This window comes from Arthrobacter sp. TmtSoilC48, assembly GCF_059739425.1.
This window is the reverse complement of the sequence record NZ_AP046049.1, coordinates 4294247-4306841: the sequence shown is the minus strand read 5'-3', so window position 1 is coordinate 4306841 and position 12595 is coordinate 4294247. Positions and strand designations below refer to the sequence as shown.

The window sequence follows — 12595 nt, the reverse complement described above, 5'->3', positions numbered from 1 at the left end:
TTCAACGACCGGGTCATTGCGTGCGCACCGACTCTTCAAGTTTGCTCCCGTAAACTGACCCCGTTGCCCTAGCTATGCACTACCGACGTCGAGTAATCCGAGGAACTGATGAGCCCCGCAAACGAACCCCGCCTCTCCAAGGCTGAACGCACCGCCCAGGCACGGGAGAAAGCGCGCGAAATCCGCGAAGCGCAGCTGAAAAAGGAAAAGCGCAACAAACTCCTGATCGGTTGGGGCATTGTGGTGGCCGTTGTCGCGATCCTTGCCGTCATCGCGTTGGTAGTGACCACCAGCATCCAGCAAAGCGCGCCGATCGCCGATCAGGGTCCCACTCCGGCGAATGGCAATGTGCACGGCGGCGTAACATTGCTGGCCAACTCCGACGTCGTAAAGTCCGATGCTTCGTCCGTGAACGTGGCAGACGTCCCTTCGGCCCCGGCAACCAAGCCCGCCACGGTCACTGTTCCCGGTGGTGAGCCCGAGGCCGGCAAGCCCGTCAAGGTGATCGCCTACATCGACTTCATCTGCCCGGTTTGCAAGCGGTTTGAGACAACCTACGGGGAGTCGCTCACCAAACTACGCAACGAAGGCAAGATTTCCGTCGAGTACCGTCCCCTTGGCTTCCTGGACCAGCAATCCACCACCAACTACTCCTCACGCGCCGCAAATGCCGCAGCGTGCGTGGTGAACTCTTCGCCTGAGAAGTACGCCGACTTCTTCAACCTCCTCTTCGAACGCCAGCCTGCCGAAGGCAGCGCCGGTATCTCGGACAACGACCTCAAGGCCATGGCCAAGGAGGTAGGTGCAGCGAACATCGACTCCTGCGTGGACAGCAAGCAGTACCGGCCCTACGTAAAGGTGGCTACGCAAGAAGCGGCAGCCATCGGCATCACGGGCACCCCCACCGTGTTCATCGACGGTAAGAAGTGGGACGGATCCACCGACCTGAACGCTGAAATCCAGACCGCGGTTGACGCCAAGGGCTAGGTCTTAGGAATTTACGACGGCGGCTGGTCGCCTCGGTTTGTGCCTTGCGCTCAACCTGGGGTGGCTGGCCGCCTTCGTGATTTCCGTGACGGGGAGGGTCTGGGCTAACCTTATCTAGCGTCGTTTTCGGCGCATGCCTCCTTAGCTCAGTTGGCCAGAGCACCGCTCTTGTAAAGCGGGGGTCGTCGGTTCGAATCCGACAGGGGGCTCCACAAAAATCCGCGGCGCTACCGGGACCAAGTCCGGTAGCGCCGCGGTTTTGCTTTCCCGGAGACTTCCGGATCCCTTCCGCCCCTGCCATGCGGGAGGGTTTTGTGCGCCGAGATTGTAGGCATTCTTCCGACACCTGCGGACAGGACGGATCGGGGCGGCGTTGTTTTTCATACACTCCCGACTATCTCAAGTCCAGCGGGCGGCCTGTCAGCACGCATAGACCTGGAATCCCTGCCATTCACGGGCTCGCCGTTGAACGGCTCGTTGCGCGAGCTGCGGTTTCGACGCGCCGAACTGGCGAACTGAAGCGGTACTGGGCCCATCTACGGCACACTCATTCGTGCCTTGCACGGTCTAAGGGACTTCCTCCTGCGGCACCGGGATCCTGCGTTGGCGTTCACGCTGACCCTGCCGAAGTGCCAGTAGCGGAAACAGGAGCACGGAGAGCATGCCGGCTCCAACGAGCGCCGACGAGATTCCGCTTGAAATGAAGCCCTGATCCCTGCCAATGGCCGTGACGGCAACGATGATCGGCAGGCCGGTTGCCCCGAAAAGCATGATGGCCCGTTTCTCGGCGAACGTGGACCTTGGCGGGGCAGCAAGCATCGACGGCAGGCCCCGGATGATCAGCAGGAGGAGCACGAACAGCGGGACCATTGCCAGGGCTGACGGGCTGGACGTGAGCGCGCCGAGATCGAAATCTATGCCGGTATCGATGAAGAAGATGGGCACCAGGAACCCGAAGGCAACAGCATCGAGTTTGGTCTCGATCACCTTCCGGTCCCGTTCGGGTGCGCGCGCAATGGCCACTTTCCAGAGGACGCCTGCGGCGAATGCCCCCAGCAACATGTCCAGTCCCAGGACCATGCTCAGCACCACGAGCACGGTGAGGATGAACATGATGGAGCGGACAGCGAACTGGCCGCTCGTGTGGAGAGTCCGGGTGACCTGCGAGTGGAAGAGCGTGTGCCTCGCCTTGGAGGCAAGGAAAATCGCAATGCCGGCCAGGAGGACGAATCCGAGAAGCACCGCCGTGGCCGGTCCCAGCTGCCTGCCGCTGAAGAACAGCGAGATTGCAATCAGGGGACCAAACTCACCAGCTGCACCCAATGCCGTGACGGCGATACCCATCGGGGATCTTGATTCACCGGCATCACGAAGAATGGGCAGCAACGCCCCCAACGCCGTGGAGCACAGCGCCACCCCGATGATGACCGCGGCCTCCGGCGTGGGGGCCAACAGAAAGCCCGCCCCAACGCCCGCGGCCAACGAGATCAGCCAACCGGCAGAGGCGCGGATGGCGGGCCGGCCCCGGATATCGGAAAAATCTATCTCGTTGCCGGCCACGAAGAAGAGCATCGCCAGCCCGAAATCAGCCAGGGTGTCTGTGAACTGCGTGGATTCGATCCATCCCAACATGCTGGGACCCAGCAGGATTCCCAGGACGATCTCGAATACCACGAGCGGCACTTTGACCACCCGGTCAAGCAAGCGGACCGCCAGGGGCGCCGCCACAGCCAAGAGTGCGATCAGAACCAAGGATGTAGACAAGCCCTGCATCAGCGGTACCTCCGGTACCTCGGCCGCTTCTACCCCGGCCGCTTCGACGGAAAAGTATTCCAAAGCTACCGCCACACCTTCGATGACGCCATGATGCCGGACTCCCGGTAGGCGGCCAGAGTTATCCACAAACAGGAAGAAGCGCACGACGCCGGGTCCCGGCCCGCGTTAGTCTGGTTACCTCGGCTGAAGCAAGCGGCCGCAACACCCACTGTGCGGAGCCGTTTTCCAATGTCCGATGATCCAGACCTGGGCGCCCTTGCGGCGTCTTCCTTTTCCCTCCCCAAGCTCCGCCCCGGCCAACTCGCCGCCATGAATGCGCTCGCCGGCGGCCGCGACGTCCTGGCCGTCATGCCCACTGGGTACGGCAAATCAGCCACCTACCAAGTGGCAGCCAAGCACCTTTACAACCAAACCGGGCGCCCCGCCGTCGTGGTTTCTCCCTTGATTGCTTTGCAGGAAGACCAGCTGGACGCGCTGAACGGGCAGCTGGGTGACGGAGTGGCCGTCGCAATTAACTCCTCCCGCAGCGACTCGGAAGTGGAGGACGCCTGGGAAGGAGCGGAGTCCGGCAAAGCCACTTTCGTGTTTCTGGCTCCCGAACAGTTGGCCAAACAGGAGACCGTGGACCGGATAGCCAAGCTGGACATCACCCTGTTCGTGGTGGACGAGGCCCACTGCGTCTCCTCTTGGGGCCATGACTTCCGCCCCGACTACCTCGATCTGGGAAATGTCCGCGAACGATTGGGAAACCCTCCAGTGGCGGCCCTTACGGCCACAGCCTCCCCGCCGGTGCGCGATGAAATTCTGGAACGGCTCGGCATGAAGGATCCGCTGGTCCTGGTCAGGGGCTTTGACCGGCCCAACATCAGCCTTGACGTGGTCCGGCATGAAGAAGACAAAGGCAAGCGAAAAGCAGTCCTGGAGCAGGTTGCCGCGCTGGCCAAGGGGGGAGAGCGGGGGCTGCTGTACGCCGCCACGCGCAAGGACACGGAAAAGTACGCCACCAAACTGGCAAAGGAAGGACTCCGCGCGGAGGCCTACCACGCCGGTCGATCCGATGCTGACCGGGATCGGATCCATGAGCAGTTCCTGGACGATCAATTGGATGTCGTGGTTGCCACAACGGCTTTCGGCATGGGTATCAACAAACCCAATGTGCGGTTCGTCGTCCATGCCGACATTCCGGAATCCCTGGACGCCTACTACCAGGAAATAGGCCGTTCCGGACGCGATGGGAAACCGGCTGCTGCCACACTGCATTACCGCGAAGAGGATCTTGGCCTGCGGAAGTTCTTCGGCACGCATTCACCGGACCCGGATTCGCTCCTGGCAGTCCTGAAGATCCTGAAAGCCGCAGGCGCTCCTGCCCCCAAGAGCGCGCTCGCGGAGCTGACCGGATTCCCCGTCCGTCGCCTCACCGGGCTCGTCAACCAGTTGGAGGAAGCCGGCGCTGTCACCACAGGCAAGCGCGGCATTCGCCTGGCATCCAAAGCCAAACTCTCAGCCCTGGTGGCACGCGCCGTCGAACTGGCCGAGGCCCGGCAGCGCGTTGACCAGTCCCGGCTGACGATGATGCGCGCCTATGCGGAGACGGACAGCTGCCGCCGGCAGTTTCTGCTGGGCTATTTCGGTGAGGAACTTTCGAAGCCGTGCGGCAATTGTGATGTGTGCGCCGCTGTTTCCAGGGCTGTCGATGGCAACTCAAACCGTCAAAGCCCAAATGAACAGCGGGCTGGCGAAAGCGACCTATTCCCGCTGCAGTCCGCTGTGATTCACAAGGAATGGGGGCCGGGTCTGGTGATGAGGCATGAGGACGACGTCATCACCGTCTTGTTCGAGCAGGAAGGGTACAAGACGCTCTCCCGCAGGGCAGTCGTGGAACACGAACTCCTGAAGCCTGCATAACGCTACGAGGCTCAGTGTTTCAGGTGTTCAGCTCCAGCATCAGGGCGGGCAACTCGTCGGCAAGTTCGCGCGCAAGGAACCCGAGTGGGCCCAGTTTGCTGGCCAAACGGTCGGCTGCGGCGGCGTGCAGGTGGGTTCCCCAGCAGGCAGCCTGCGCGCCGGTGGTCCCACGCGCCCGGAGACCGGTGATGGCACCGGCCAGTACGTCTCCACTGCCTGAGGTACCCAAACCTCCGTACCCGGTGGTGATCTTCCACAGTTCAGGGTCCCCGGGGTCTTCTCCATGTGGGCGTGCGATCACGCCCTGGCAGCTAACCACTGCACCGTACTGTTCGGCGACGGCGGCAACGTCGGTTTCGAGGTGGTTTACGTCCCGTCCCAGCAGGACTCCAGCCTCTGTCGGGTTGGGAGTGAGGATCAACCGGCCCCGCCAGGGTTCCAACATCCCCTTTAGCTTCACCAGTCCGCCGAGGGCGAAGGCGTCGAGGACAACGGCCGGCCCTTCGCCTTTGAGTTCCTCCCGCTCCAACAACCTGGCAAGCAATTCCCCTGCCAGGTCCGAATCATCCAGGCCGGGCCCGACCAACACTGCGTCTGCCCGTTCCAAGTACCTTGAGATGACGTCCAACCCCTCACCGGTAACGGACCCATCGGCAGTTTCCGGCAAGCCCACCGCCCCGCACTCCGGGAACGCGACTCCCACCTGCACGGCCACCGATTCGGCCACAGCCAACGTAATCTTTCCTGCCCCCGCGCGGAGGGCGGCGATGCCGGCCAGGACGGTGGCGCCCGGAGTGGTTCGTGCACCGCCGATGATCAGAACAGCGCCGCGTGAGTATTTATCTTCGCCCGGAGCGGGCAGCGGCCACTCACGCAGAAGCGATGGCGTCACTTGCGTGGGTGGAATCACTGTGGGTGGACACTGGCATCTCCGGCATGCTCGGTGACCGTGACGCCCTGTTCGGTGAGATGATCGGCCACGTTGAAGCTCTCGAGCATCCATGGTCCAGCGCCAGAGGGGCGCACGTACCGGGTAATTGATGCGTTCAGCACCGTTGTGCTGGCGGCGAGATCCAGGATCTCGCGCTCGGACATCCCCTCCAGTACGTATCGGACCAGAAGGATCACTGCATCATGGCAAACGAGCATTACACGGTGTCCTCTTCCCAGATTGTTGAGCTCGTCCAGGACGGATCGCAGGCGAAGCGCGACGTCAGCCCAGGATTCACCTCCGGGTGGCCTGTAGAACAGCTTGCCCAGCCAGAGGCGCCGCTCGGCCTCGTCGGGGTAACGCGTTTCCACGCCTAAGCGGGTGAGCCTGTCCAAAATGCCCAATTCCCGGTCGCGGAGGCGTTCATCCGTGTGGACTTTCAGGGGCCAGCCAGCTGTTTGAACAGCAATTTCCGCTGTCTGAAGGGCGCGTGCATAGGGGGAGGAGACCACCGTGTCCGGGCGGAACTCCTCCGCAATCCGGGACAGCGCAGTTCCCAATGCCTTGGCCTGATCCTGGCCGGTATCCGATAGGTTGACGTCCGGGTCCCTGGCGGGGACGTCAATGACCTCAGCCCGCGCCAGGCGGGCATCCGTCGCGGCCACGTTGCCTTCGCTTTCTCCATGCCGGACCAGCAGCAACTCAACAGCCCCGGCTTCCTGCACCGCCTCTGTCAGTTGCCTTGCCTTTGTCCGCTCGTCGTCGTTCAAAAAAACCAACTCCTTCGCGCGCGCTTGCCGAATGCAGAACACTACCCACTGCGTACCCGCGGGACCAGAGAATAAACGCACGACGGCGAGCTACCGTCCCAGCGTGGCCGTCCACCCGCCGTCGAGCCTGAAAGACATTAGGGGACCCTCCGGTACTGTTGCCGGAACCCATGGTGAAGTAAGTTGCTCGCATGGAGGACTCATACCAAGTCATCGTGGTGGGTGCCGGATTTGCAGGCGTCGCGGCAGCCAAAAAACTCGGACGCAAGGGCGTACGCGTCCTGTTGATTGACTCGAACAACTACCACCAGTTCCAGCCGCTCCTTTATCAACTGGCTACTTCCCAGATCGGGGTTTCAGCCATCACGCGGCCGCTGCGCTCCGTTTTCCGCCGCTATAAGACCGTCAAAATCCTGACGGCGGGTGTTGCCTCCATTGATGCCGCCCAACGGTCAGTCACTACTGCCGATGGCGTGACTTTGCGGGCGGACATCCTCGTCATTGCGGTAGGTGCCGTTCCCAACTTCTTCAACACACCAGGTGCCGGGGAATATGCTTTTCCGTTGTACTCCGTCACCGACGCCACCAGGCTGGGCACTGCCATTACGCGGCTGCTGGATGAGGCCGACAGAAGCTCAGAAGGCATGGTAGACGTGGTGGTAGTGGGAGGAGGACCCACCGGCGTGGAGACCGCCGGGGCCATGGCAGAAAACGTGAAATACATGGTCCGCAAGTACTTCTCTCCCGAGCTCGCCGCCCGCTGCCGCGTGCACCTGGTGGACATGGTGCCGAGCGTGTTGAACATGTTCTCCACGAAGTCGCAGCGGTACGCCACCGAACGTCTTGGGAAGGTGGGCGTCCAGCTGCATATGGGAGTGGGCGTTACCGAAGTGCGAACAGATGGTGTGGCGCTGGCTGACGGGAGCTTCGTCCCCGCGCAGATCGTCGTTTGGGCAGGCGGTCTGAAAGCAGGAGACCTCATCAGCACTTCGGGACTGACACAGGGCAAAGGTGGGCGCGTCGATGTTCGTCCGGACCTGACCGCCCCGGATGTGGATGGTGTCTACGTCATCGGTGATGCAGCGAACATCACCGATTCCACTGGCGCAAAGTTGCCACAGCTTGGCTCGGTAGCCCAACAATCGGGAAAGTGGGCGGCAGCCAATATCCTTGCAGACCTGACTGGCGGAAGCCGTACTCCCTTCCGCTACGTTGATAAGGGTTATATGGCCATGGTGGGCCGCGGTGCCGCAGTAGCAGAACTGGGCCGCAAGCGAATCCAGTTGCAGGGCCTTTTCGCTTTCTTGTCCTGGCTTCTGGTCCATCTGGCCCTCTTGTCCGGGGTCCAGCAGAGAGTCCGTGCACTATTTTCCTGGCTCAATGGATACCTCCTGCACAGCCCCGCGCAGGTGGTGGTCAGTGGGCCAACCGAGAAGGAGCTCCCTATGCTGACACTTCCCGAAGTACGTCCGGCCCCATCAACCGATACGGGGCTGGAAAAGGAATAGGCTCAGCCCGAGGTGGAACGCGCCCTCTGAACGAAATGTGCCACTAATCCCCACGCCACCAGAAGGAAGCCACAGTATCCCAACGGGGACGGGTTGATTGGTATGGCCAACAGCATCAGCAGCACTCCGACGGCGACAGCAAGAACGTGGCGGGCCCGCGGTTCATAGGGGCGACGCGCCGGGATTCCTGTTTCCAGTTGACGGGCCAAGTCCGGATCCTGGATGAAAAGTTCCCGTTCGAGTTGCTGCAGCACCCTGCGCTCCTGTTCGTTTAGGTGCATGGTTGTCCCTCCCATGTAGAGCTAAGGCTCCTCGGTGCGATCGGTGAGCCAACCGGTTCCTTCAAGGAATTCCAGCGGCACAATAAGCTAAGCATGCTTACTAAATGCTCCGCAAGGAAAATTTTCCGGACCCTTATTCCGGGCCGCGTCCACTTGGGGGACTGGCTACGATGGCAAGTAGGTACCCCGATCAAGGAGCACAATGTCACTGAAAGATCGCCTCAAAGAAGACGTCGTAGGCCACATGAAGGCGGCCAACAAGACAGCGCTCACCACCGTGCGGAATGTCCTGGGTGAGATCGCCACCCGCGAGAAATCGGGCAAAACGCCCATCGAGTTGGACGATGCGCAGGTTACGTCACTGCTTCAAAAGGAAGCTGCCAAGCGCCGGGATACCGCACGCATCTACACCGAAGCCGGGGAAGCAGACAGGGCAGCCGCCGAAGTTGCGGAGGCTGAGATCATCGAGGCGTACCTCCCCAAGGCCCTCAGCCGGGAAGAAGTAGAGGGCATCGTCGACGAAACCATCGCAGCTTTGAAAGCCGACGGGCAGGAACTGTCAATGCGTTCCATCGGCGCCGTCATGAAGCCGGTTACGGCCAAGGTTGCAGGACGCTTCGACGGCAAGACCGTCAGTGAGATCGTGCGGGGCCGCCTGGGCTAGGGCCGACTAGGACCCGCTGGCTGGCTCGCCCCGGGCGAGTCAGCCGTTCCCAAGCAGCCACCGCAAAGTATCGGCATTGCGCACGGCGTTGCCACCGCCGTCGTTGTTGAAGTAGGCGTACACGTCCTTGCCCGTGCTGTTCCACTCACGGATCCGATCCGCCCACCAGCGAAGGTCCTCCTCCGAATACGAGCCCCCGTACAGGTGATGGGGGTCCGGTCCGTGAAGCCGGACGTAAACGAAGGGTGCCGTGGCCCGGAGGATGCACGGCAGATTGGCTCCGCTCATGATGCAGTAGGCGGCCTCGCGGCGTTCAAGCAAGCCGTATACGTCAGGGTGGTCCCAGGTATCGTGCCGGAACTCCACCGCCACACGAATCCAATGCGGCAAGGCTGCCAGGAAGTAATCGAGCCGGGCATCATCGCGGGCGAAATCAGGCGGAAGCTGGACAAGCAGCACAGCTCTTTTGTCACCGAGTTCGTGCCAACAGCGGGTAATGCGCTCCACCCACACTTCAGGGCTGTACAGCTTTTTCCCATGTGTGAGGCCGCGCGGTGCCTTGACCGACATCGCAAATCCAGCCGGCAGGCGATCATGCCAGCTTTTGAATGCGGTGTCCCGCGGCCAGCGATAAAAACTCGCGTTGAGCTCAACGGTGTCGAACCGTGCCACGTAGTGCGCCAGGCGCTTGGCCGTGGGCAGGCCGGGCGGGTAGAGCACATTTTCCCAGTGGTCGTAGCTCCAGCCGGACGTACCGATGCGGATACTCATGCTGTGGATGGTAGTCCCGGCGAACGCAAAAAATGCGTCATTTCACGCGTCGGGTGGGGCGTCCGGAGGCCACCATCAATGCTCGGATGCTCTTCTGCTCAGGACTTGATCCCAGCCCTGACAATCAACGCCTGGAGATCTTCGGCAACCTTGGCCACCTCGCGCTGCCGAGCGTTCCGTGTCGACTTGGCCGCGTGCGTGGCGGGCCGGGTGGCGCCGGGAGAAATGCGTGTCCGGGGATCGCGACGGAACGCGCCATCGCGTCCAATCCTTGGATCACGCACGGGGGCGTCGGCGGTGACGCGGCCCTGAAGGGGGTCGTGGAAAAGTGGGAGGTTCATGGTCCATTCCGGGGTATCAGGATGTGAACTTTGATCCTGACATATGCCCGAACGCCGCGATATGGACAGGTGCCTACCTTCACCCTGAACCACTGTGCACATGTCCATGCCGACGCTGGGGTGCTACCTGGTGGCGGGCTACGCCGTCGTCTCAGCCGTTTGGCCGCGATGTGCCGTCCCCAGCGGTCAGGTAGAGCGTCCGCGAGTTACCGGGGGGGATGAGTGGGCCCCATCCTAGCCCCAGAGGGCCTTCCTGAGCAGCGCCTTGAGTTGCGTCGCCTCAGCGTTGCTCAGCGAAGACAGCTGTACTTGCTCGCACGCGTCCAGGGCCGAGCGAGCCTTCGTGTGGATCCGCCGGCCTTCAGCCGTGGAAACGATGATCTTGGCACGCCTGTCCTGCTTGCCCTGAGCGCGTTCCACCAGGCCGCGGTGCTCGAGGTCGTCCACCAGGCTGACTACTTGGCTGGGGTCGAGGCTGAGGAAATCGGCTAGTTCGCGCTGGGTGGGCTCCAGGCCGCTGCATGCCAGGGTCAGCACTGAGAACGACCTTTCGCGCAACCCGTAGTCCGCCAGCGCCTTGTTGTTGAGGACCGAGCCTGTTGCGTGCAGCTTGGCAAGCAACAAGCCGACGTCGTTGCCGATTTTGGCGGCCGCGAGGCGCGGGGTCTCAACTTCGGTGCTTTGCAGGCCCATGACAACTCCAATAGTAAACAAAATCAATCATTGACTTTTACAATGATCCGTATTCTCATTGATCATGACAAGGATCTCACGACGCAGTGGGATCGGCCCCACCGGCTCCGGCCGGTGACTGCATGCGAAGGAGCACGCCATGAGCTTGAACGGCAAGGTTGCAATTGTTACTGGGAGCGGGCAGGGTCTTGGCCTTGCTTACGCGAGGGAGCTCGCCCGCCAGGGTGCCGCCGTCGTTGTTAATGACGTCAATGCCGGGATGGCGGCGCAGGCCGTCGCACAGATTGAGGCCGACGGCGGCCGGGCCACCGCTGTTGTGGTTCCGGTGGGCACTACGGACGCCGCCAAGGCGCTCGTGGCAGGTGCCGTTGAGGCATTCGGCCGGTTGGACATCCTGGTCACCAATGCCGGCATCCTTCGCGACAAGAGCCTGCTGAAAATGACCGATGAAGACTTTGACCTGGTGATCAACGTCCACCTTCGCGGAACTTTCACGTGTGTCCGGGAGGCATTCGCTTACTTCAAGGAAAACAACATTCCCGGCCGCATCATCACCATCGGCTCCCCGACAGGCCAGCGCGGCACCTTCGGCCAGACCAACTACGCCGCTGCCAAGGCCGGGATCGTGGGCATGGTCCGCACCTGGGCACTGGAAATGAAGAAGGCCGGCGTCACGGTAAACTCCGTGATCCCAGTGGCCGCCACTGCCATGACCAAGACCGTCCCGTACTTCCAGAAGGCCGTGGAGGCGGATGAACGTGGCGAGGCCATGCCGTCCTTCTTCCGTCACGACCTCGGTTTCGGAACCGCGGATGACGTCGCCGGGCTGATTGCGTTCCTGGCCTCTGATGAGGCTACGGGCATCACCGGTCAGGCCATCGGCGCCGGCGGTGACCGGCTTCAGGTCTGGACGCACCCGACCGCGGCAACCACCGAATACCGCGACGGCGGCTGGAGCTACGAGGCGCTGCGCGAAAACGCCGGCTCCCTCTTTGGCGCGGACGCGTTGCAGGGCTACGGCGAGGAATTCCTGCCGTTGCCCGCCGAACTGCAGCCCGAACCAGTACAGGCCCGCTGATCATGACCCGTTACGAACCTGGCATCGACGCCGCCAAGCTCGATGCGATCGACATGCACGTCCACCTTGAGGTGGACAGTTGCGGCCACGGATCGCTTCCGGACGCGCTTACTGAGGCCTCCGCGAAGTACTTCAAGGCCGAGGACCGTACGCCGTCGTTGGACAGGATTGCCGCGATGTACCGCGAACTGAACATGGCCGCCGTCGTCTTTACTGTGGACGCCCGGACCCAGCTCAAGCACGAACCCAACAGCATCCCGGAACTGATCGCCGGCGCCGCGCGCCACAATGATGTGCTCATTCCGTTCGGCAGCGTTGACCCGCGCACGGGGGAGGACGCAATCGCCGGGGCGAAGTACCAGGCTATTGAACTCGGCGCCCGCGGTTTCAAGTTCCACCCCTCGCTGCAAGGCTTTGATCCGTCCAACGAGCAGTTCTACCCGCTGTGGGACACATTGCAGGAACTGGGGCTGCCGACAATTTTCCACACGGGCCAGAACGGTATGGGTGCCGGGCTTCCTGGCGGGTACGGCATCAAGCTGGCATTCTCCAACCCGCTGCTGCTGGATGCTGTGGCGGCGGATTTCCCGGGCCTGCAGATCATCATGGCCCACCCATCGGTGCCTTGGCAGGACGAGGCCAACTCCATCGCCACGCACAAGTCCAACGTGTTTATCGATCTGTCCGGGTGGTCGCCCAAGTACTTTCCGGAGTCCCTGGTTCGCCTTTCAAACTCGGTGCTCCAGGACAAGGTGCTGTTCGGCACGGACTTCCCACTCATCACTCCGCAGAAATGGCTCGGCGCGTTTGAGGATCTTCCCCTGAAGGACGAGGTTCGTCCGAAGATTCTCAAGGAGAACGCTGTCCGGCTGCTCGGTTTGGATGGTTGA

Annotated in this window: 13 protein-coding genes and 1 tRNA gene; 7 read left to right on the top strand and 7 right to left on the bottom strand. The window is 62.1% G+C overall.

The window, feature by feature from the left end; all coding sequences use genetic code 11:
- Positions 1-108 precede the first annotated feature (108 nt).
- On the top strand, positions 109-987 hold the full coding sequence (locus tag AC6I97_RS19815; RefSeq protein ID WP_497946268.1) for a DsbA family protein: 879 nt from the start codon (positions 109-111) through the stop codon (positions 985-987).
- A 135-nt stretch (positions 988-1122) separates the two neighbouring features.
- Positions 1123-1199, top strand: a tRNA-Thr gene (locus AC6I97_RS19810).
- A 355-nt stretch (positions 1200-1554) separates the two neighbouring features.
- Here the strand turns inward: AC6I97_RS19810 and AC6I97_RS19805 are convergent.
- A complete protein-coding gene (locus AC6I97_RS19805; RefSeq protein WP_497946267.1) occupies positions 1555-2907 on the bottom strand; it encodes a cation:proton antiporter in 1353 nt (450 codons plus the stop codon).
- 84 nt (positions 2908-2991) lie between these two features.
- Between AC6I97_RS19805 and AC6I97_RS19800 the strand changes: the two genes are divergently transcribed.
- On the top strand, positions 2992-4668 hold the full coding sequence (locus tag AC6I97_RS19800) for a RecQ family ATP-dependent DNA helicase (protein WP_497946266.1): 1677 nt from the start codon (positions 2992-2994) through the stop codon (positions 4666-4668).
- Between the two features lie 19 nt (positions 4669-4687).
- On the opposite strand, the gene AC6I97_RS19795 is transcribed toward AC6I97_RS19800, so the two are convergent.
- On the bottom strand, positions 4688-5560 hold the full coding sequence (locus AC6I97_RS19795) for an NAD(P)H-hydrate dehydratase (RefSeq protein ID WP_497946265.1): 873 nt from the start codon (positions 5558-5560) through the stop codon (positions 4688-4690).
- Between the two features lie 14 nt (positions 5561-5574).
- Positions 5575-6369, bottom strand: a complete 795-nt coding sequence (locus tag AC6I97_RS19790) for a histidine phosphatase family protein (RefSeq protein ID WP_497946264.1) — start codon at positions 6367-6369, stop codon at positions 5575-5577.
- 191 nt (positions 6370-6560) lie between these two features.
- Here AC6I97_RS19790 and AC6I97_RS19785 point away from each other — a divergent pair, with 191 nt between their 5' ends.
- Positions 6561-7877: an NAD(P)/FAD-dependent oxidoreductase gene (locus AC6I97_RS19785; protein ID WP_497946263.1), complete on the top strand. Its 1317-nt coding sequence runs from the start codon at positions 6561-6563 to the stop codon at positions 7875-7877.
- A gap of 2 nt (positions 7878-7879) precedes the next feature.
- Here the strand turns inward: AC6I97_RS19785 and AC6I97_RS19780 are convergent, their stop codons facing one another.
- Positions 7880-8158, bottom strand: coding sequence for a DUF3040 domain-containing protein (locus tag AC6I97_RS19780; protein WP_497946262.1), 279 nt, complete (start codon positions 8156-8158; stop codon positions 7880-7882).
- 202 nt (positions 8159-8360) lie between these two features.
- Between AC6I97_RS19780 and AC6I97_RS19775 the strand changes: the two genes are divergently transcribed.
- A complete protein-coding gene (locus AC6I97_RS19775) occupies positions 8361-8822 on the top strand; it encodes a GatB/YqeY domain-containing protein (protein WP_497946261.1) in 462 nt (153 codons plus the stop codon).
- A gap of 39 nt (positions 8823-8861) precedes the next feature.
- Here the strand turns inward: AC6I97_RS19775 and AC6I97_RS19770 are convergent, their stop codons facing one another.
- From AC6I97_RS19770 to AC6I97_RS19760, 3 genes are all read right to left on the bottom strand, one after another.
- Complete coding sequence (locus AC6I97_RS19770; RefSeq protein WP_497946260.1) at positions 8862-9593, bottom strand: DUF72 domain-containing protein; 732 nt, start codon at positions 9591-9593, stop codon at positions 8862-8864.
- A gap of 98 nt (positions 9594-9691) precedes the next feature.
- The gene (locus AC6I97_RS19765) at positions 9692-9934 is read right to left on the bottom strand and encodes a hypothetical protein (RefSeq protein ID WP_497946259.1); all 243 of its coding nucleotides are present in this window, start codon (positions 9932-9934) and stop codon (positions 9692-9694) included.
- Between the two features lie 234 nt (positions 9935-10168).
- Positions 10169-10627 carry a MarR family winged helix-turn-helix transcriptional regulator gene (locus tag AC6I97_RS19760; protein WP_224093591.1) on the bottom strand — a complete coding sequence of 153 codons (459 nt, stop codon included), beginning with the start codon at positions 10625-10627 and terminating at the stop codon, positions 10169-10171.
- 139 nt (positions 10628-10766) lie between these two features.
- On the opposite strand from AC6I97_RS19760, the gene AC6I97_RS19755 reads away from it, so the two are divergent.
- Both AC6I97_RS19755 and AC6I97_RS19750 read left to right on the top strand, forming a co-directional pair.
- Positions 10767-11705, top strand: a complete 939-nt coding sequence (locus AC6I97_RS19755; RefSeq protein ID WP_497946255.1) for an SDR family NAD(P)-dependent oxidoreductase — start codon at positions 10767-10769, stop codon at positions 11703-11705.
- A complete protein-coding gene (locus AC6I97_RS19750; RefSeq protein WP_497947223.1) occupies positions 11705-12595 on the top strand; it encodes an amidohydrolase family protein in 891 nt (296 codons plus the stop codon). Before AC6I97_RS19755 ends, AC6I97_RS19750 begins: the two co-directional genes overlap by 1 nt.

What these genes read in the sequence shown, in the direction of transcription:
- AC6I97_RS19815 (WP_497946268.1), top strand. Translation starts at nt 109, where the DNA reads ATGAGCCCCGCAAACGAACCCCGCCTCTCCAAGGCTGAACGCACCGCC.
- AC6I97_RS19770 (WP_497946260.1), bottom strand. Translation starts at nt 9,593, where the DNA reads ATGAGTATCCGCATCGGTACGTCCGGCTGGAGCTACGACCACTGGGAA.
- AC6I97_RS19755 (WP_497946255.1), top strand. Translation starts at nt 10,767, where the DNA reads ATGAGCTTGAACGGCAAGGTTGCAATTGTTACTGGGAGCGGGCAGGGT.
- AC6I97_RS19800 (WP_497946266.1), top strand. Translation starts at nt 2,992, where the DNA reads ATGTCCGATGATCCAGACCTGGGCGCCCTTGCGGCGTCTTCCTTTTCC.
- AC6I97_RS19780 (WP_497946262.1), bottom strand. Translation starts at nt 8,158, where the DNA reads ATGCACCTAAACGAACAGGAGCGCAGGGTGCTGCAGCAACTCGAACGG.
- AC6I97_RS19765 (WP_497946259.1), bottom strand. Translation starts at nt 9,934, where the DNA reads ATGAACCTCCCACTTTTCCACGACCCCCTTCAGGGCCGCGTCACCGCC.
- AC6I97_RS19785 (WP_497946263.1), top strand. Translation starts at nt 6,561, where the DNA reads ATGGAGGACTCATACCAAGTCATCGTGGTGGGTGCCGGATTTGCAGGC.
- AC6I97_RS19760 (WP_224093591.1), bottom strand. Translation starts at nt 10,627, where the DNA reads ATGGGCCTGCAAAGCACCGAAGTTGAGACCCCGCGCCTCGCGGCCGCC.
- AC6I97_RS19775 (WP_497946261.1), top strand. Translation starts at nt 8,361, where the DNA reads ATGTCACTGAAAGATCGCCTCAAAGAAGACGTCGTAGGCCACATGAAG.